We start from the raw sequence: 18648 nt of genomic DNA on the forward strand, positions 1-18648 counted from the left end.
CTGAAAATAAGAATGCGCGGCTTGGTTCGATCCTGCCGAGATCATGATCTTGGTCCATGTCTCCCAGATGCGCGCATGCAGGAGATGAGAAAAGCCATCAAATTGATTAGTCGCAGAATTGGATAGCAAGGCGTGCTTTTCGGAAATCCGTAAGTCCCAACCTCAAGCCGCAAGCTATTCCGGGCGGCTCTGGAGAAGCTCTCAGGCATGTCTGGCGGGATCGCCTGACTACACCCACCGCCGTCTTTCCGAGGTTGTAGGCAACAAGTGGCGCGGGCCCTCACGACCTCCTCAACCTCGTTTCTAATACTCGTCTGGGCATTGCACAGGATCGATTTCCTTTCCCAATTCAAAGAGCAGAGACGACACGCGGTTGCGCACACGCGGGGGGAGTCGCATCAGCCTTTCGATCAAGCGTCTGCCTTCCGCGCTGGCGATGAATCCCAGGCGTTCGTCTACGGTCAGGAGCGGAGCGGTTGCCTCGCCATTGCCCGGCAGACCATCGAAGAAGCGGCTGACAGGAACATCCAGCGAGCGGGCGATTTCGTAGAGCGTGGAAGCGCTGACGCGGTTGCGCGCGCTTTCGTATTTCTGGAGCTGTTGAAAGCTGATGCGGATCGCACGGGCCAGTTGCGCCTGCGAGACGTCCGACTGGACTCGCAGAGTCGCGATCTGCCTGCCGACGTGACGGTCGGCCGGATGGGGACCGACCTCACCGTTAGGTGCCACACCGCTTTGAAAACGATCCAAGATTTTCATCAAGGCTTCACCTGCTCTGTGAGTTTTGCTGCTTTTCTGAGCTTGGGTTCGTCGCAACGTCTAAACGGTGAAGACGGACGAGGTCATTCAGTACCGATCGGATGTGCGGCCAGGGAAAATCGTCTGGATGTTCCCAGTGCTCACCGTCACGCAGGATGACCTTGAGCTTGGCCAAAATGCCTTCGATGGACGTGGCCGCTGTCTGCGGTAGATCATCCAGAAGTGCCCCTTCGACTGTTTCCGATTTTCGGATCAGTTCGTCTGTTCTCGAATAGCCGATCTCAGCATCAGCAGCGTCCCAGCGCGCCTGGTGTGCCACGAAATCCGCAAGCGCCCTGCCCCATTCGACTTCATTTTCAGGAGAGTGGGCATCGTTCAGGCTCTCGATGGAATGGAGCGTCACGTCCGTACCATCGGCAAGCCGCACCTTGGCGCAGGGAAAGCCAACTATCCTGGCGAGGTGTGTCTCCAACCGCTGCTGTTCGCGGCACAGCGCCAGTGTCTCATCATGGATTCTTTGCCAGCTCCCACACAGACGAAGAGCAGGATCGGCCGCGCTGCCGTCCGTCAGTTCGCCAGCCAGCGATTTTGCCTGGAAGGGCCATGCCGCCGCGCCCGTGGCCGTTCCCGTCAGCAAGCGCCGCCGGGTGATGAAAAACAAATTTATGCTATCGTCGGAATCATCCATGATCCGAGCTCCAAACAGCTTTGCATGGAGTGATACAGCCAAACGCTTTGGCGGCCTCAGTTAAATATCTGAATTTAAGATAACTGAAAATCAGATATAAAGGAAGCCCCCATCTGAGTTCAGATGAGGTGATAAGTGGTCGATACACTCGGTACGAATCGGCACAAAGCTTTGATCGCGCTGCTGATCAAAAACCGTGAAGCGGCAGGCCTTACGCAAGTTGAGTTGGCAACCAGGCTCGGCCAATACCAATCGTTCGTAGCTCGACTAGAAAGCGGACAGAGACGTGTTGATGTCGTGGAGTTTATAAACCTCGCCGAGATTCTCGGTTTTAGCGCTCCGTCAGCCATCAAGAAGCTATCGGAAGTAACAGGTTGAGCGATGGGAGCGTGTGACCGCGCTAGTGCAAATTGACAATTTGCAGAACCGGCAAGGAAGCCCCCAGGTTGTTGCACCTACCCGTTCAATCGGACCTCTTCACCTCAGCCTTCGACCCCCATCGAATGGGATCCTCAACCCAGCGGTTGATCTCGGATTCATGCCACCCGGCGCCATTGGTGCTGATCCTCAGTTGAGCCGGGAACGTGCCGTCGGCGATCTTGCGATAGATTGTCGAGCGGGACAGGCCGGTCCTGGCGAGGACTGTTTTGAGACGAACGATACGATCCGGCTCGGACATAGCTTGCGTCCACCTGAATGGTTGTAGCTGATTTCTGTTGGGACAGACAGGACGAACCCATGCCGGAGGCAATCCGATTTTTCGCTTCATCCGCCTGTAGCGTGAAAACGGTGGCAAATCGGAGGGGTGTCAGAGCCCAAGGCCCCGCCCCTTTCCGATGCCATGGCTGAATGCCAGTTCCACACCCAGACGCCGGCCGGATTCGACCTCGATGCCAAGCGCCTTCTTATGATTGGCAAGCATGGATTCAAGCTGCGGATCGCGTTCAAGGCTCTTGGCCATATCGGACATGGCCGAGCGCGTTGACTTGTAGCCGGACATGTCGCCGGCCTGATATTGCTCCCGTCCCGTCCGATCGAGCTTTTGCCAGCGTTCGACGAAACGGTCGGCGCGGCGGCCTGGATCGATGTCCATCCCGGTGCGGATTTCCGTCTCAAGCTGGAGAGCAAGCACGATGCGGCGGACACGGCCAGCCCCCGCCTCGTGGACAAGTTCGGGATTTTTCACATAAGCCGCTTCGGCATCGCGCCAGCCAAAGGGCCGCACCTTCTCGAAGGCCCTACGGGCATCCCTCAACTCGCGCATCTGCTCGGGACTGCCCAGCCCATCCGCATCTCCGTTGTGCGATATCGCGTCGATAGCGCGCGCGTGACGAATAAGCGCCTTCGTACGAGCGCTGCGCAACGCCGCTTCCGCGTCCACCGGCACATTCGCGCCGCGTGGCACTCCGGTGGCGAGATTTTCTCTGCCGGGCGTCGGGTCCGCATCTCCGATCCGTACCTCTACACTCTCCCTTCCCGGCCCAGGTCCACGTTCCTGCATGGGCACGGCGTCTGCGGGCGAGCGCAACCCGTCGAGCAGTCCGCCTATCCTGTCGCGCAGCTTCTCCGGAACGATCCGGCGCACGATCTCGACCGCGCGCTCGCGGAACGTGATACCGCGCCGTTCGGCATAGTGTTGCGCCGAGTCGACCTGCTCGTAATCCGACGCCATGTCTTTGGCGCGGTCCCGTGACAGCGTCCGGACGAGGCGTTCGCGGGTCGTGAAGTCATCGCTGCCGTAGTGCAGGTCCATTCCGTCTCGATGCCGCGACAGTGCGACGTAGCTGCCATGCGCATCCATGCCCGGTGTGGCGAGCACATGCGTCCGGTCGACGGTCATGCCCTGGGCCTTGTGAATGGTCGCGGCATAGCCGTGGTCGATGTGGGCATAGTCTTTCAGATCGAAGCGCACGGATCGGCCGTCGTCGATTTGAACCGTCATCCTCTGTATGCTGACCTCTTCGATCACGCCGAGCGTGCCGTTCTTGACGCCAAGCGCGCGCTCGTTGCGCAGGAACATGACACGGTCGCCGCCGGCGAAGGCCCTTGCACCGCGTTCCACATCCACCTGAACCTCGTCGCCGAGATCGCCGGCAGCGCGCATGCGCTCGCGCGCTGCCTGGTTGAGCGCGCTCACCTCGTTGTTTGTGTGGGTGAGGATGATCCGGGTTGCCTCTGGATGCGCCTGCCTGTCGCGATCCCAGCGCTCGACGAGTTCAGCTCGCGCCTCGTCGCGCGTTGCAGCCTGATGCACCATGCCTTGCGCATCGTAGGCGCCGATCGCGGCGCCGATCCTGCCGGTTGCCAGATCGCGCGTGGCATCGCGCTGCCAGTCCTCACGCTGCCGGCGGACCTGACCGATTTCGACGCCGCCATGACGCTCGTGGATGGAACGGAACGCGGCGCCGGCCTCGATCGCCTGCAACTGCTGCGGATCGCCGACGAGTACGACTTTTGCGCCAACGTCGGCGGCATGGGAAAGCACGCGCTCCAACTGGCGCGTGCCGACCATGCCGGCCTCATCAATCACCAGGACATCGCGAGCTGTGAGCAGATCGCGGCCCTGTCCCCAGCTATGCTCCATACTGGCGATGGTGCGTGATGAGATGCCTGATCCGCCTTCCAGATTCTCGGCGGCAATGCCGGAGAGTGCGGCGCCTCGAACCTCGTAGCCCGCCGCTGCCCATGCCTGGCGCGCAACGCCCAGCATGGCGCTCTTGCCCGTTCCGGCAAAGCCGACGACGACACCAAGACCGTTTCTATCGGTGATATGCGCCAGCGCATCGGTCTGCTCGCTCGAAAGGACAAGCCCGCGTTGCGCTGCGCGCGCCAGTGCCGCCTCGCGATGTGCCTTACTCACCGCGTGTCTCTCGTCCAAATCGATACGCTCCGCAGCGCGGTGAAGGCGCTGTTCGGTGTCGATCATCTGCCGAGTGGTGAAGCGATCTTCGCCACGTCCGTCCTTGCCGAGTTCAATCAGATCGGGTGCGTTGCTGATGGCTGCCACGACCGCGTTGAACTGCTCCACTCCGTCGCTGTGCCGATGCGAGAACTTCGCAATGTCCTTTCGGGTGAAAGTCGATTGCTGATGCGTGATGGCATCGAGCGCCACGGATGGATCGGCAATGATGCGCGCACCATTGTTGCGCGCGATGTCGCGATGCAGTTCGGCGCGATCTGCTTCAATGTCGCTAGCAGCAAGGCCACTGCCCTCAATGCGCTGTGCTGGCGCACCAATCTGGGTTTGCGGCTCCAGTGAAATGCCCTGCGCTTCCAGACTGCGATGATCGATGTGCGCGTCGATGTCGAGTTCGGCCAGGCGTTCATTGGCCAGCTCCGCCCATCGCTCGCGCCAGCGCTCAACCAGCTGGGTAGCATTCCAGTCTCGAACCTTGGCGCCAAAACCATTCTCGTCCACGGCCCGCATGGTCAGCATGACATGAGCATGCGGCTTGGGGCTTCCATCCTCTGCGCGGTCCCAGTGCACATTGAGATCGGCGACCATGCCCCGGCTTACGAACTCAGCCTGAACGAAGTCGCGCGCCAACTCGATGCCTTGCGCCTGGCTGAGTTCACGCGGGAGCGCAAACTCGACCTCGCGGGCAAGTTGCGCATCCTTCCTCACCTCGAACGCCTCGACATCGTTCCAAAGCCGTTCGCGGTCGCGCCAGGCCTCCGGTGCATCCTCCGGCAGCATCACCTCGGAATGAACGACACCGCGCTTGGCGGAGAAGTCGTGGCTGCGTTCTATCCGCTCGTCACTCAGCCGCGAGGCCGAGCGGTAGGCGGCGGACGCCACAGCGCTTGAGCCTGCCTTGCGGCCAATGACCTTGACGTGAAGATGATAGATCGCCATCGCGACCAGATCATTTGCACGTCAAAGCCCACGTCGGCACGACGTATAAGCGCGCCCTCCCTCGAAAAAATCTCGGGATGGACCAGCCCGTCCCGGGCTGTCTCGGCGACCCTGAAGCCTTCCGGCAGCCGCTCCCCTATCATCCTCCGACCGACAACCGATGGAGACAGCCATGCGCAAACCGCGGGACTTCGACGCAGAACTTCAAGCCCTGGAAGAAAAAGCGCGAGAGCTCAAAACCAGAAAGGTGCAGCAGCTTGGCGAGCTGGTGATCGCCACCGGCGCCGATCAGCTCAGCGCCGACGAACTGGCGGGCGCACTGGTCGCAATCACTGAGACGAAAGACACGGCAAAGCGTGAGGCATGGGCTAAGCGTGGGGTGATGTTTTTCGAGAGCAGGTGCCGGCGAACTGCTTCGGCATCTCAGCGCAACCCTCGCGGCGCTCCAGCGCAATCGGGCAGCGCGCAATCGCCGGCAGGCGGCACAGGCTCGCAATGACATGAGAACATGGCAGGTGGAGCGTCGCAAACGCACCCGACAGCTGATCGAGCTTGGCGGTCTCGTCCTCAAGGCAGGCATTGTCGAGCTCACCAATGACGATCGCGCAATCATCTACGGCGCGATGCTCTGGATCGCCGCGAAGCTGCAGGGCCATGACGGTAAGCATGCCCGGGAGCTTTTGGCCGCGAAGGGAAAGCAGGCATTCGATGGTGAACGGCGTGAAGAGCAGATGGACTGGCGAACATAGCCACAGTTGGCGCGAGCAGCGGCCAATCCAAAGTCGGAACAGCAAACTTCCGCCGGTGTGCCAGCGCCGCAGTCAAGCGCTTGCGCAGGAAGCTTTCGCGATCTCCTCGCGACCGCCGACAATCTTCTCTCGCGAGCCTTGATCCTGATCATATAGAGCGCAAGGCTCGCGTTGGCGACGCTCGTCAAAGCGGGCGCTGCCCTATGAGCGAACTTCAAAATCCAGATCGTGCCCTCGAAACCTCCCACGCCCTCCAGATTCGATCATGCACACTGCGCATTGATACAAACTCTATAGCCAGGGTGAGAGCCAGCGGCATTGCTCTGCACAGCTGGAACGGGCGGAAAAGTGAAGGAAGCTCCTCGCTTTAGATGAGATAGGCAAAAGCATCCCAGCCGATGGGACAACAGAAGCGAAACTTACTCTTGTCATGTTGCGCAAGAGAGGTGGATTTTACGAAGAAACGTACTATTTGCGCCGTGGGCAGGCTAGAAAAATCAAACGTCGCTCAATTCATCCGATACAAAAAAGGGAAATCATATGACCACTGCTCTCGAGCAAGGCAACAAACTGGATACCGTGTCGATAACGGCTGACATTGTCGCCGCCTATGTATCGAACAATCCAGTACCGGTTGGCGAGTTGCCAAAACTCATCGGCGACATCCATGCCGCCCTGAATGGCATCGGCACGCCGGCGGTAGAACCTGTGGTAAAACAGGACCCGGCAGTTTCGATCAAGAAATCGGTGACACCTGACTTCATCATCTGTCTGGAAGACGGAAGGAAATTCAAATCGCTCAAGCGGCACCTTCAGCACTTCAACCTGACCCCCGACGAATACCGGCAGAAATGGAACCTGCCGTCCGACTATCCGATGGTGGCGCCGAACTACGCGGCTACCCGGTCGGCTCTGGCGAAATCAATAGGGCTCGGGCGCAAGGCGGCGACGCCCACGTCTGCCGCGGCGGAAAAACCAAAACGGGCTACTCGTGCGGCGGCAGCGGCGACGACTGCGGCGGCCATGAAGTCGCCGCTGAAGAAGGTCCGCAAGGCGCCGGCCAAAGCGTAACGCGCTGCACCTAGCGGACGTGCCAAGTTGTATAGGACCTGAACATGGCAAAGCCCCGCCTTGCGGCGGGGCTTTGTGTTTTGTCGGGTCACTCTGCGGCGCGGCGTGACCAGATGAGCGAGAACTCACCCTCGGTGTCGGTCTCGACCAGGCTCGCATAGATCGGAGCGGGGAAGCTGGGATCGTCGAGCTTGACCGAGTGGTAGTCGCGTCCCTCGCGCGAGGTCTTCTTCCATGCCGCCCCGAACTCGGTGGCGCCAGCGAAGATGCGGAAGTCGGGACCCTTTTCATTTTCGCCATCCGTCGGAGCGAACGTTACCGTCTTGACGTTGAGATTGAGGGTCTTGACCGAGCCGGAGAAGCCGTTCGCGGTGCGGGAGAAAGTGCCGATCGTAGCCATGGTGATGTTCCTTTGTGTTTTCTCGGGCCGCGCCCATCGCGGCCTCGATGGTGGACGTGAGACCGGAAACGATCGGTCTGCATCCCGAAGGGGCTGAAACGAAGTGGAAGACGGCGACGCGAGGCTTTCTTGGACCGTGAGGAATGGACGCGCAGCGGACAGGGGAAGAAAACGCAGCGCCGACGTTGCGAGAAGACGATCGAGACGGAGTGAAACGAAGACGGTCTTCGGTCAGACCCAATCCATTCGAGGACGCCTTGGGCGTGGCCTGGAAAGAATACCCGGAAGGAACGCCACATTGGCTAAGATCCAGTCAGGGCCATTGTAGCTTGCGCCCTGCGCTTCTGAATTTCGGTCACAGACCTTCCTCACGCGCCAGGGCGGTGTTGGTCCTACTCCTAACCGGTGAAGAAGGGACGTCCGATTTCCCTAATCTTTGGGCTGAATCGTCATCGCGTTCGGGGCGGCTCCGAAGGCGACCAATTGATTGCTGAGGGCAGCACTTCTAAGCCGACAGATGCCGACGATTTCCTATAGATGCGTCACACCTGATCCTCCACCGCATGGCCGAATGTTCCCGCTGCGGTCACGCCGACGCGCGGTGAGGCATTGCTGGAAGGTCGGATTCACGCCGGGCGTCTGACGCCGAGGTGATGCGCTGCGTGACTTTCCCGATAAGAGTGGTGGAAATTCCCGGTTCGACCATTGGTTTGGAGGTGCACCCCGAGCATCTGCCGAAGCGCTTGATGATCCACAAGCCGATGAAGATCGACGGCAAGGTCGTCTGGCACACAGAGATTTCGAGGGTAGGACATGGCCAGGTCGAAAGGTTCGCAGCAATTATCACAGGCTGAAATTGAGCGCTTTGTGACGGCAGCGGAGGCACTGCACTTAAGTATCATCAAGCCGTTTATATCGCCCGATAGCGACCACTTACCGGCAGACGCGCGTCCTGCATGAGGTGCTGTTGAAAGCCGTGCGGGAAGTCACCGGGAAGGAAGTGGCGTTCATCCAGTGGAACGGGACAGGGCCGTGCAAGCCGTAGCGTGGCTCTAGCCGTTTTCGCAGCCGATCCCATCGCCGTGGCGGTCCAGATCATAGATATCCCTGCCGACAACAGTGACCGGGCCGCGTACATAGGCGGACCATTGCCCTTTCCGGAGGAGCAATCGACGTCGCTGGCGATTGGAACGCAGGCTCCCGCGTAGTTTGGGGCGCACGCGTCTTCGGCATGAGCGCAGCCGATGAAAGATGCCACACCAAAAGCGACCGCGCCTACACGACGGGAAGCCGCCGGCTGGATCCTTATCCGAATCAGCGCTGTATCTCAGTCGTCTATCTCTTCGCCTTCATCGTCTTCGTTCGAACCGCGAGACGAGTCTTCGACGAAGGTTTGGCAGCCCTCATTAAATGGTTGGCTGTTTGAGCTGCAGTCGCTGTTGTTGGAAATCTGATTTTGCTCAGCCCAGTCGTAGCCAGCTTTATGCCCGGAACAATCTTCGGTGCAGTCATTTCCTCCGAAAGTCCCCTGCGCATGACATGGCGTGGCTGATGCCGCCGCAAGCATCAATGTGCCCAAGTGGAACAGCCTTCGAATTCTCATCTGCGCCCCCCCATGGTGAGCAACGCTGCTATCTAGGCGCCGCGAATATGCCTACTCGCACGAACCCAAATCACGCAATTTGGTCCTGATATCAGTGGCAGTGATACTCGCCAGTCTTGTGGTTGGTATGGCATCCATTGGCATCGGTGCCGCCGCCGTGTGCGAAGGTATCCATCGAAAATGCGAACATGGTCAAAGCCGCCATGGCGGCAAGGAAGCCCTCCCAAGATAATTTGGACAGAAGAGCACTATCGTGGAGTAGCACAACTGGCTGAATGCAAATTACCTACTTGTTAAGTGGCGATCTTCAATATCCAATATTGCCCCCCGCATCAAGATCGGCCGATGAAATGGCGAGCGACGGGCTTAGACGCCCAATTGCGCGGCCATCATTTGCGTGGCCGCCGTCGTCCGGTCAATGCCGCTGGTGATCGACAGCAGATGTCGTTTCGTCGAAAGAAATTCGGAGTCGCTGCAATCGGCCACAGCGCGCTTGAACAGGGCTCGCATGGCGAATCAGCGCGACCTCGCCGCTACCAGATCACAGACCAGCGAGGCATCTGTCGGCGCAAGTTGATTTGCGACGGCCTTTCGGATCGCAAAGCTTCGCGAACTCGGCTTTCTCAAAGCGGGTCAACGGCGCGGCGGCGGAAAATCAGGGGATTTCGGATTGGTCTTGGCCATGACTTCTGTACACGATTCAAAAATCATTCTTCGCCGCAAAAAATTGCCGCATGCCGCATCTGTGGTCGCTCGTCGACACGCAACCGACATGTCCCTCCGTCGCGCAGTCGCTGTGGTAATGGGGGTGCCACCGCCACGGCGCCACAACGGCCTGTGGCGAGTGTCGATCAGCCTGGCTGACTCATAGCAGCCCGAATGCCATTGCGGTGAGAAAGGCCACCACTAGCACCACCAGGACCCCAATAATCAGCCAGACGGCGCTCTTGGCGTCCATTTAGACCCTCAACTGTCGGTTCCATTGATCACATAGCGCGACGCGAAGACGCTCACCAGTCACTGTGACTCCAGCGGATACGCGTCCTGGGCGAACTGACGGGCGTTTGTGGATAGGGACTACTGTGGGAGCGTGGGTTCGAAAAGTGGGAATATTCGCGCGCAAAAGGCCGGCCGGCTTACCGGCCTGTCGCGCGGTCAGTCTCAACTGGTTGCCGGCTTGGATGTAGGCGGCTCACGGCGAGCGAGCAGCTTGTCGATCCGCCTTCCATCCATATCGAGGATCTCGAAGCGCCAGCCCTCGTGGTCAAAGTGCTCACCGGCTTCCGGCAAGTGCCCAAGGCTGGACAAGGCGAACCCAGCGATCGTGTGAAAATCCCCTTCGGCAGACCCCGATCGGAATCCTAGGCGAGCGAACGCATCGTGCGCCAGCATCATTCCGTCGATGAGCAAGGACCCGTCATCGCGCTCGATGACATCAGGGTCCTCATTGTCCAGGTCAGGAAGGTCCCCTGCGATGGCTTCGAGCAGATCGGTCTGGGTGACGATCCCCTCCAGAGCGCCATATTCGTCGATACGATCGCCAGACGCACCGGCGTCCGCTTGAACTGATCGAGTACACGGAAAATCGGCGTTGCCTCGTGAACGATCAAAGGTTCTCGGATGACCGCCATCGGGTCAAGCGTTTTGCCGTCGAGCACCTGGTCGAGAAGGTCCTTCTTCAGAATCATGCCAAGCGGTTCGTCTATCCCCCCACGGCCGACCAGAAGCTGCTCATGGCGACATTGCCGGATGGTGCGCAGAATCTCGTCAGGGATGTCGTCGGTATCGATCCAGTCGATATCGCGTCGCGGTGTCATGATGTCGGCAATGCGCCGATCGCCGATGTTGAAGACACGCTCGACCAGTTCCTGTTGCGTCTGATGAAGGAGCCCTGCCTCCTGGCTTGCCGCCACGAGCAGCTTCAGCTCTTCGGGCGAATGCAAGGACTCCTCGCCTGTGCCCGGACGCAGACCGCACAGACGCAGCACCAGATTGCCGAGACCGTTGAGAACAAGAATCGCCGGCCTGAGCAGGAGCAGGAACAGACCGAGAGGGCGGACGACCCGAAGTGCCGTGCTCTCGCTGCGCTGGAGCGCCAGACTTTTCGGCGCTAGTTCACCCAGGACAATGTGTAGCGCGGTTATGATGATGAAGGCGATTGCGACGGCAATGGTGTGCGAAGCTGCCGTGGCCAGCGACCCCATCACTCCCAAGAGGAGTGGCTCGATCAAATGAGCGAGTGCAGGCTCGCCGACCCAACCGAGCGCCAGCGATGAGATGGTGATGCCGAGCTGAGTTGCTGCAAGGTTCGCATCGAGATTCACCAAAGCCCGTTGAAGGAGGCTGGCGTTCGAGCGTCCAGCTGTAGCCAATTCGTCGACGCGGCTTCGTCTAACCGCGACCAGCGCAAATTCGGCGGCGACAAAGAAACCGTTGGCGCCTACGAGTAGGAGAACCAACAGAATTCCAAGAATGTCGCGTAGACTACCATCGTCCGCAGGCATGATATCCTCTTTATGAAACAGCCACTCTCATCTCTCAAGCGCGTATGCCGCCGTCGTGGAACCGCCGTTGGCCATCATTGCGGAGCGATCACCGCAGCTCCGCCTCTGACAATCAGGGGCAAGATAGCCAAATCCGCGCTGAGTATCCTACCCCCGCAAAAAATCCGCCGGCGCGAACCGGCGGGCCAGAAATCGGATAGAAAAAGAACCGGTCATGCCGGCCGAACTAAATGTGGCGTCTGGGTAGTCGAAGTCAATGGACCCGCCGCGTAGAGATCGCCTTTGATCCAGTGATTTAGCAATATCACCCCGATGCCGGCGAGGATCGCCAGCGCTATCATCCAAATGATCTTCTGACGGTCGCTCAATGTTCTAAACCCAAACCCGAACCGCGCGTGCCGGCACTTAATGGCACGACGTCGTTAATTGCAATGTGATCCCTATGAGAATCGCTGTGGCCTTGGCGGTCGGTCAAACTTTCTCATTTCGACGAGATTTGCCAGACAGCCACGCCAGTAAGAATAAGGCCGGCGGTACCTTCGATAGTTCGCGATATCACATCGAACAGGCGCGGCCGACGGTCGAAGAAATGCACCAGCCGTTCCCGAAACAGGATCGACAGAACTGCCACGCAAGACAACGTCAGTGCCACGCCGGCCATCATGGTGATTGCAAAGAGTATGCCCGCGACCGGAACACCTCTTGAGATCGCGAAGGTCATCGCGAAGAGCGTCAATGGACATGGGATCAGGCCGGCCATGACGCCCACAACCTCGCCTTCATGCTGATGGTGATGACCGTGGCTGAGCGCCCGCCAAAGCATCCACAGACCAATTAACCCGAGCAGGCCACGACTGACATCCTCCAAAAGCGGCGCCCGGCCGACGCTGCCCAGCGCAATCGAGACCAATGGCAACGAGAGGGCTGCAATCACAACGGCAATCGTGACATGGGTGAAGGAGAGTGTCAGCGACACCAGTAGGCCGCGACGGATGCTGGCATCCGATCCGGCCAAATAGGTAGCCAGCACGGCTTTGCTGTGTCCGGGTGTCAAAGCATGCGCAGCTCCGAACAGGACACCCATCGGCAGGAAGGCAGTGAACGCCAGCCAGTCGCCCCCGGCTGACAGCAATTTGATCTGTTCGGCGAGCGCCAAGTATATCGTGCGTTGAAACTCGACCAGGGTTTGGAAAAACACGTTCTATCCGTTCCGCCGCTTCAACTGCACGTCAATTCAAGGCGTGTCGCGAATATCTTGCCGAGATCGGTTCCGGTCGGATCGCTGAAGAAGGCATCCGTCAATTTCGTCTGATTCTGTGCGATTGCGGTATTCGGATCGGGGCGGACGACGGCCCTCGTGCAATCTTTCGGTAGGCCAGCCACGGCGATCTTATCGTCATCGGTGAAATCGATCGCGGTGTAGAAGGTCGGATCGTAGACGCCGATGCTCACCTTGCCGGCGAGCGCCAACGTGTCTTTCGGCTGCGTCTCGAATTGGATGATGAGTTGATTGTTCTCGTAGCTAGTGACCAGCCTCGCCGGCGGCGTCATCGCCACGTCCTTGCCTTCCACAGTGACCATTTGGAAATAATTGTATTCTTCCAGTGAGGCATGGATGGTGAGGGCGGCGGCGTCGAGTTCTTCGGCGTCGAGAGTAAAGTCGGAATTCTTGTCGAACTCCATCAGCACCGTCGAGGAGAAGAGCTCGTCGAACCGCCAGAGATGCTTGAGCGACTTGACCGACTTGTCAGCGCCAACCGTTAGGTCCAAACGGGCTTCCGCGAAGACATGAGGATGAGCGCCGACCGCGACGGTGGAGGCGAGCAGGAGCGCCATGCCAAAAATCGTGCTGGTCAGTCGCATTTGCGCTCGCTTTCTCGTCATTGCGCGCCAACCGAGTGATCTGGCAGCGCAAGCAGGCTAAATTGGGACGCGGCCCGCGAAGCCTTTTCAATCATCGACTATCGAACTTGCTATGATGGCGTTCGCTGTGCCCCGAACGGCTGGCGACGTCAAATGCACGAGCTGCTTGCGATTGCCCGCGATCAGTATGAACAGCCGGGAAACCTGCCTGCCCTTCCTCTCCTCGCCGATTTTTTCGGCGTCGGTGCGGTGGAAGAACCGTTTTTCAAACTCGGCGCGGTCGACATCGAAAAGCTTGAGCGAGCAGGTCTGGACGGACCTGCCGTCCATGGTCGCCCTGGTCACCGCGACCATCGTTCCGGCCGGAAGGTCGTCGCCGGTGACCTGCCATCCGCGGAACGCCTTCATGGCATCCACAGGAGCAAGTGCCGCGCCGTCGACGAGCGGCGTCCATCCGCGCGTCTTTGCCAATGTCGCGGTTCGCTCGAAGTCGGGGCCGTGCGCCAGGCATGTCGCGTGGAAGGCATCCAGCGCCCGGTCGACGCCATCGGCATGCGCAAGCGGTGATGCCAACCATGCGGCCGCAAGCGTCAAGGACAAGTAGGTCTTGGGCATTCGGTAGACTCGCGTATCGAAGCAGGCCGGGATAGCCAATCGGCAAGATAGCGCCGCGGCGGCTACGCACGCAATGCAGCGCGGCCCGCGACTACCGGCCCGCGCGTCTTCCTGGCGGCGGCGCGCCCGGTCCGGTCGCCGCGGCATGCGGCGCTCAGGCAGGCAGGATCTTGTCCGTGGTCGCGCGCACATAATCGAGGTTCATGGTCCCGACGGCGCCGGTATCGTCGACCCTGAAGCCTGTCTCGACCAGTAGAGTTCCGACCGCATTCATGTCGATATGCCCGTGCCGATGGAGCCTCGGCAATCTGGATTCGTGCAGCGGCCTTCCGAAGTCGATCAGCAGCAGTCGGCCTCCCGGCTTCAGAACCCGCTCCGCTTCACGGAAGAAGGTCGATCGGTCGGGTTTCGGCAGGTGATGCAGCATGAGCGTACCGATCACGATGTCGAATTGGCCATCCTCGAAGGGAAGTTCCTGGGCCGTCGCCTGGACGAAGGTAAGATCAACGCCGGCTCGCGTAGCCTTGACGCGCGCCCTCTCGACCATTTCGACCGATGCGTCGACGCCCGTGACGCGTCCGACCGCTCCGACCAACCGTCTCGCGGCTATGGCAAGCGTGCCCGTACCGCAGGCGACATCGAGCATCGCCTCGCCGGGCTGGAGCCTTGCCAGACGCAGCATGAATTCACGGAACCGGTCCTCGCGGCCCCAAGTCAGGACGCGCGCAAGCAGGTCATAGCCGACCGCCCTATGCAGGACGATGCCGATGCCCCTTTCGCCGGCGCCATGCGCGCCGGCAGTCCGCATGTGATGGAAGCCGCCCCAGAGTGCGAATGCCGCGACCGCAGCGAGGATGAGGCCGTGGACTGCAGCCGTCCAAGCACCGGCATTGAGATAGCCGTCCCCGAAATGAAGCATTAGCAGAAAACCGGCGACCAGCGACAGTTTGACGAGCACAGCAAGCATAATAACACCCTTTCGCGAATGCTGTCCGTTTCCAGCCCGATGACCAAATTGGTGCATTTCCTTTTGCCTCCTCGTCCGTTTCCGGAGTGCTCAAGGCATTCTTGAGCTTCTGGACTCGGCGTATCATACTGGACAGATTGTCCATTAGCGCTGTTGCTGGACAACGGACCGCTGAACGTCCCAAACCGCACGGTGGAAAGAGCAATGACCATTAAAATCGAGCGGCCCGACGACAGGGGTACGATCGACCGTCGTGTCGCGCGCACGCGCGCCATGCTGCAGGACGCGCTGATTGCTCTGATCCCAGAGTGCGGCTATGCGGCTCTCACCGTGGAAGACATCTGCCAGAAAGCTGATGTCGGCAGGTCGACCTTCTATACGCACTATGCCGGCAAGGACGAATTGCGCAGCGCGGCCCTTGAGGCGCATCTGCTGTCGCTGAGCAGGCGCGTGTCGGCAGACGAAAAGACAGGCAATCGCCTGTTCGAATTCAGCCTGCCGATGTTCGAGCACGCGCGGGCGTTCCGGTCGCTTCACAAAGCGCTACTTGCGAGCAGCGGCGACACGATCCACGATCAATTGCGTGAACGCATACGGCGCGCAGTGCGAACCGAACTGTCTGGCAAGCGGATCGGCGACGCGGGCGTGCCGCTGGAATTCGTCGTCCAGTTCATATCGGGAGCCTTTCTCTCGGTGCTTGCCTGGTGGATCGCCGAGGACTCCAGCCTATCGCCGGCCCAGGTCGACGACCTGTTCCAGCGGATGGCGGGTTCAGCTCTTCCGGGGCGGTCACCCTAGCAAGACCTTCCAAATCCAGATCTCGCGCCGGTTGAGGCTAACGTTCCTCGGGCGGCCGAATCTTGCGAAACGTCATGAGCAAAGGATTTCGTAGATGGTGTTCAAGCCACCGGCGACGAGAATTGGTCAGCCGAAACCGGAAACGGCAAGCAGGGGTCCGGCGACCATCGGACTGACCGCCGAACCGCGTTCGGCCAGAGCCCCACTCGGACCGCCAATCTTCGTCGATTCAAAATCGCATGGCAACGAGTCGAGCTATTTCGGCCGGCGCTTGATCGGGGATGGCAAAGACCGAGCTGACGTTGATCTCACAAAGCGCATACGTGTCTTCACCTGACACAGTCCGTGGTCCGTAGAGAAAATCGGCATCCCAAATGATCGGCAGCGACCTGGCATCGACGCCTAGCACAGCCATCATTTGCGGCGTCCACCCGGTTTCCATATTGGTCCGCAGCGACTGAAACGGTTCGGCCGTGGCGGGATGCATTATCCGCGGCCCTGGTTGCGCAGCCTCGGAATCTGGCCCTTCAGGAGGTGGTGGGATTAGGGCCTTGATGAACTGGTGGCCAAAGCCGACCACCTTGTCGGCGCCCATGTAACAGCGGATCATCCCGTCGGGTAAACGCGGTTGGAATGGCTGATCCACGATGCAGCCATCGGGTGTCAAATACACCTGGCAGCGCGCCATGAAATCCGGCAGTGCGAGTTCTTCCGGCATACTGCCGCGTCGCGCGTGCAGCACCCGAACCGCCGGCTCTCCGCCAGGAAGCGAACCGATCAGCTCGACCTTCCATACTCCCTGGCCGCCATTGCCGCGGTTCTGCTTCAGCACCCGTGGACCGGCCGTCCGAAGCCGCTCCGGAAACGCCTCGCGAAAAGCCTCGGCGGAGCCGTAGAGGTAAGTATCGGTTCCCCATCCGAGATGCTTCGTACGGTGCAGAACTTCCTTCACGCCCATTTTCAGGATCACGTCTGGATGTGCACTCACCCAGGGGCCGCGTGCCGCCACGTCGCGCAGCAGCGGGTCGAGCACCGCACGGGTTTTTCCCTCGTGCAAGGGATCGACCCAGACCAGCACGCCGTCCGTCGCCAGGAGCTGGGTCCGAACCTCCTCGGCAAACTCTTCGTCATAAACGGCGGGTTCGGCGTGAACACCGATCGCAGCGAGTTCCTCGAACACGCGATGAAACCGGTTGTTCTGCGGTGTCGCCGTGCGACGCGCCTCCAGGTCACCGCGCCAGACCACAGCCACTCGCCTCGTGCCCATTATACCTCGCCTCCTACTTGCTCGCCCATCAGGCAGCCCCGATACGAAATAGACTGCGATGCTCGCATCCGAGCAGAAAGATCGCCCTAGACCGAGCCCGCCGCGACGCCGAAAAGCACGCCCAGGATCGAACATGCCGCTAGCACCGGGATCACGCCGACCTTGAAGCGGAATACCGCCAGCATCGCACCGAGGGTCAGTACGAGAGACGGAATGTTGAGGGAACCGAGGACTGGCACGTCGAGCCTCATGCCCAGCAAGCCGATCTCATGCAAATCGCGAAACAGGACATGAAGCGCGAACCACACCGCGAGGTTCAGGATCACTCCAACCACCGCTGCCGTGATGGTCGACAGTGCGGCTGACAGGGCCTTGTTGCTGCGCATCGTCTCTATGTACGGCGCGCCGAGAAATATCCACAGGAAGCACGGGACGAAGGTCACCCACGTCGTCAGAAGGCCGCCGAGCGTTCCAGCGACCAACGCGTTAAGAACCCCCGGCTCCCGGAATGCTCCCATGAAACCAACGAATTGAGTGACCATGATCAGCGGACCCGGCGTCGTTTCGGCCATGCCGAGGCCATCCAGCATTTCTCCAGGCTTCAGCCAGCCATAGTGCTCGACTCCTTGCTGGGCGACATAGGCAAGCACCGCATAGGCCCCGCCGAACGTCACCACCGCCATCTTGGAAAAGAAGATGGCGATGTCGGTGAAGACATTGCCTTGCCCAAGAAACAGCAACAAGAAAAGGACCGGAACGAACCATAGCAGCAGAAACACCGCCGCAATCTTCAGCGACCATTCGATGGATGGCCGGGCATGCGCCGGCATCCCTTCGCCAAGCGCCGAGTCGACATCATCGACCTGCTTGCCACCAAGCTTGCCATGTCCATTGCCTGGCTGGAATGCGGCCCAACCCATCTTGCCCCCGACGTAGCCGATCACGGCCGCAACCAGGATGACCAGCGGGAACGGTGCATGGAAGAAGAACAGGGCGATGAAGGCTGCCGCAGCGAGGCCGACCATCACATTGTTCCTGAGCGCCCTCCTGCCGATCCGCAGGACCGCTTCGAGCACGATGGCCAGAACCGCCGCCTTCAGGCCGAAGAAGAGCGCCTGGATAGCGCCAACGTTGCCGAAGATGGCGTAGATCCAGCTCAGGACCATGATGGCGACCGCGCCTGGCAGCACGAACAGGATTCCCGCGACGAGGCCGCCTTTGGTCTTGTGCATGAGCCAGCCAATATAGATGGCCAATTGCTGCGCCTCCGGACCTGGCAGCAGCGTGCAGTAGTTGAGCGCATGCAGGAATCTCGTCTCGCCGATCCAGCGCTTTTCCTCAACGACGATCCGATGCATCATGGCGATCTGGCCGGCCGGGCCGCCGAAGCTGAGCATTGCAACGCGGGCCCATACTCGCATGGCGTCCGCAAACGAAATGTCATGGTCGTGGGTTTCGGCCAGAGATGGCGGCGTCGTGACGGACTGCTCCAGATTGGCCATAGTTTG

Annotated in this window: 20 protein-coding genes and 2 pseudogenes; 7 read left to right on the forward strand and 15 right to left on the reverse strand. The window is 60.0% G+C overall.

The features are described from left to right. Window positions 1-303 precede the first annotated feature (303 nt). Together NKI05_RS01645 and NKI05_RS01650 are read right to left on the reverse strand one after the other, a co-directional pair. Complete coding sequence (locus tag NKI05_RS01645) at window positions 304-759, reverse strand: helix-turn-helix domain-containing protein (RefSeq protein ID WP_023686247.1); 456 nt, start codon at window positions 757-759, stop codon at window positions 304-306. A gap of 7 nt (window positions 760-766) precedes the next feature. Further along, window positions 767-1447 carry a hypothetical protein gene (locus NKI05_RS01650; protein WP_023691674.1) on the reverse strand — a complete coding sequence of 227 codons (681 nt, stop codon included), beginning with the start codon at window positions 1445-1447 and terminating at the stop codon, window positions 767-769. Window positions 1448-1582: 135 nt separating this feature from the next. On the opposite strand from NKI05_RS01650, the gene NKI05_RS01655 reads away from it, so the two are divergent. Further along, entirely contained in the window at window positions 1583-1825 is a 243-nt protein-coding gene (locus tag NKI05_RS01655) for a helix-turn-helix domain-containing protein (protein ID WP_023699715.1), read from the forward strand. An 85-nt stretch (window positions 1826-1910) separates the two neighbouring features. Here NKI05_RS01655 and NKI05_RS01660 read toward each other — a convergent pair whose 3' ends face one another. Then, on the reverse strand, window positions 1911-2126 hold the full coding sequence (locus NKI05_RS01660) for a helix-turn-helix transcriptional regulator (protein WP_023669907.1): 216 nt from the start codon (window positions 2124-2126) through the stop codon (window positions 1911-1913). A 129-nt stretch (window positions 2127-2255) separates the two neighbouring features. Then, entirely contained in the window at window positions 2256-5303 is a 3048-nt protein-coding gene (traA, locus tag NKI05_RS01665; protein WP_352792152.1) for a Ti-type conjugative transfer relaxase TraA, read from the reverse strand. Between the two features lie 172 nt (window positions 5304-5475). Between traA and NKI05_RS01670 the strand changes: the two genes are divergently transcribed. The 3 genes from NKI05_RS01670 to NKI05_RS01680 all read left to right on the forward strand — a co-directional run bounded on the left by NKI05_RS01670 (window position 5476) and on the right by NKI05_RS01680 (window position 7123). Next, complete coding sequence (locus NKI05_RS01670) at window positions 5476-5802, forward strand: conjugal transfer protein TraD (protein ID WP_023686249.1); 327 nt, start codon at window positions 5476-5478, stop codon at window positions 5800-5802. 1 nt (window position 5803) lies between these two features. Continuing rightward, on the forward strand, window positions 5804-6052 hold the full coding sequence (locus NKI05_RS01675; protein ID WP_023669904.1) for a conjugal transfer protein TraD: 249 nt from the start codon (window positions 5804-5806) through the stop codon (window positions 6050-6052). A gap of 540 nt (window positions 6053-6592) precedes the next feature. Beyond that, window positions 6593-7123 (forward strand): Ros/MucR family transcriptional regulator, encoded by a 531-nt coding sequence (locus NKI05_RS01680; protein WP_023669903.1) that lies wholly within the window; start codon window positions 6593-6595, stop codon window positions 7121-7123. 88 nt (window positions 7124-7211) lie between these two features. On the opposite strand, the gene NKI05_RS01685 is transcribed toward NKI05_RS01680, so the two are convergent. Beyond that, complete coding sequence (locus NKI05_RS01685; RefSeq protein ID WP_023669902.1) at window positions 7212-7523, reverse strand: DUF736 domain-containing protein; 312 nt, start codon at window positions 7521-7523, stop codon at window positions 7212-7214. A 662-nt stretch (window positions 7524-8185) separates the two neighbouring features. Between NKI05_RS01685 and NKI05_RS01690 the strand changes: the two genes are divergently transcribed. Both NKI05_RS01690 and NKI05_RS01695 read left to right on the forward strand, forming a co-directional pair. After that, window positions 8186-8377: a hypothetical protein gene (locus tag NKI05_RS01690; RefSeq protein WP_155929562.1), complete on the forward strand. Its 192-nt coding sequence runs from the start codon at window positions 8186-8188 to the stop codon at window positions 8375-8377. After that, window positions 8337-8568: pseudogene (locus tag NKI05_RS01695) on the forward strand (hypothetical protein). The gene NKI05_RS01690 and the pseudogene NKI05_RS01695 overlap by 41 nt, the downstream one beginning before the upstream one ends. A 282-nt stretch (window positions 8569-8850) precedes the next feature. Here the strand turns inward: NKI05_RS01695 and NKI05_RS01700 are convergent. The 8 genes and pseudogenes from NKI05_RS01700 to NKI05_RS01735 form a co-directional block, all read right to left on the reverse strand. Continuing rightward, complete coding sequence (locus NKI05_RS01700) at window positions 8851-9102, reverse strand: hypothetical protein (RefSeq protein ID WP_245261776.1); 252 nt, start codon at window positions 9100-9102, stop codon at window positions 8851-8853. Between the two features lie 115 nt (window positions 9103-9217). Then, window positions 9218-9331 (reverse strand): YHYH domain-containing protein, encoded by a 114-nt coding sequence (locus tag NKI05_RS01705; RefSeq protein WP_023686251.1) that lies wholly within the window; start codon window positions 9329-9331, stop codon window positions 9218-9220. Window positions 9332-9492: 161 nt separating this feature from the next. Then, window positions 9493-9636, reverse strand: coding sequence for a hypothetical protein (locus NKI05_RS01710; RefSeq protein WP_023686252.1), 144 nt, complete (start codon window positions 9634-9636; stop codon window positions 9493-9495). A gap of 651 nt (window positions 9637-10287) precedes the next feature. After that, window positions 10288-11630, reverse strand: a pseudogene (locus NKI05_RS01715) (hemolysin family protein). A gap of 481 nt (window positions 11631-12111) precedes the next feature. Next, window positions 12112-12828: a HoxN/HupN/NixA family nickel/cobalt transporter gene (locus tag NKI05_RS01720; RefSeq protein ID WP_023669894.1), complete on the reverse strand. Its 717-nt coding sequence runs from the start codon at window positions 12826-12828 to the stop codon at window positions 12112-12114. 20 nt (window positions 12829-12848) lie between these two features. Then, complete coding sequence (locus NKI05_RS01725) at window positions 12849-13493, reverse strand: DUF1007 family protein (protein WP_155929560.1); 645 nt, start codon at window positions 13491-13493, stop codon at window positions 12849-12851. An 87-nt stretch (window positions 13494-13580) separates the two neighbouring features. Then, window positions 13581-14108 (reverse strand): hypothetical protein, encoded by a 528-nt coding sequence (locus NKI05_RS01730; RefSeq protein WP_023685957.1) that lies wholly within the window; start codon window positions 14106-14108, stop codon window positions 13581-13583. A gap of 154 nt (window positions 14109-14262) precedes the next feature. Beyond that, on the reverse strand, window positions 14263-15075 hold the full coding sequence (locus tag NKI05_RS01735; RefSeq protein ID WP_050587014.1) for a class I SAM-dependent methyltransferase: 813 nt from the start codon (window positions 15073-15075) through the stop codon (window positions 14263-14265). A 153-nt stretch (window positions 15076-15228) separates the two neighbouring features. On the opposite strand from NKI05_RS01735, the gene NKI05_RS01740 reads away from it, so the two are divergent. Then, window positions 15229-15873, forward strand: a complete 645-nt coding sequence (locus NKI05_RS01740; protein WP_023669890.1) for a TetR/AcrR family transcriptional regulator — start codon at window positions 15229-15231, stop codon at window positions 15871-15873. A 229-nt stretch (window positions 15874-16102) separates the two neighbouring features. Here the strand turns inward: NKI05_RS01740 and NKI05_RS01745 are convergent, their stop codons facing one another. Both NKI05_RS01745 and chrA read right to left on the reverse strand, forming a co-directional pair. Then, window positions 16103-17140, reverse strand: a complete 1038-nt coding sequence (locus NKI05_RS01745; protein WP_031205226.1) for a Cj0069 family protein — start codon at window positions 17138-17140, stop codon at window positions 16103-16105. An 86-nt stretch (window positions 17141-17226) separates the two neighbouring features. Continuing rightward, entirely contained in the window at window positions 17227-18642 is a 1416-nt protein-coding gene (chrA, locus tag NKI05_RS01750) for a chromate efflux transporter (protein WP_031192963.1), read from the reverse strand. Window positions 18643-18648: the final 6 nt, after the last annotated feature.

This window comes from Mesorhizobium sp. M0771, assembly GCF_040320155.1.
Lineage (GTDB): Bacteria > Pseudomonadota > Alphaproteobacteria > Rhizobiales > Rhizobiaceae > Mesorhizobium.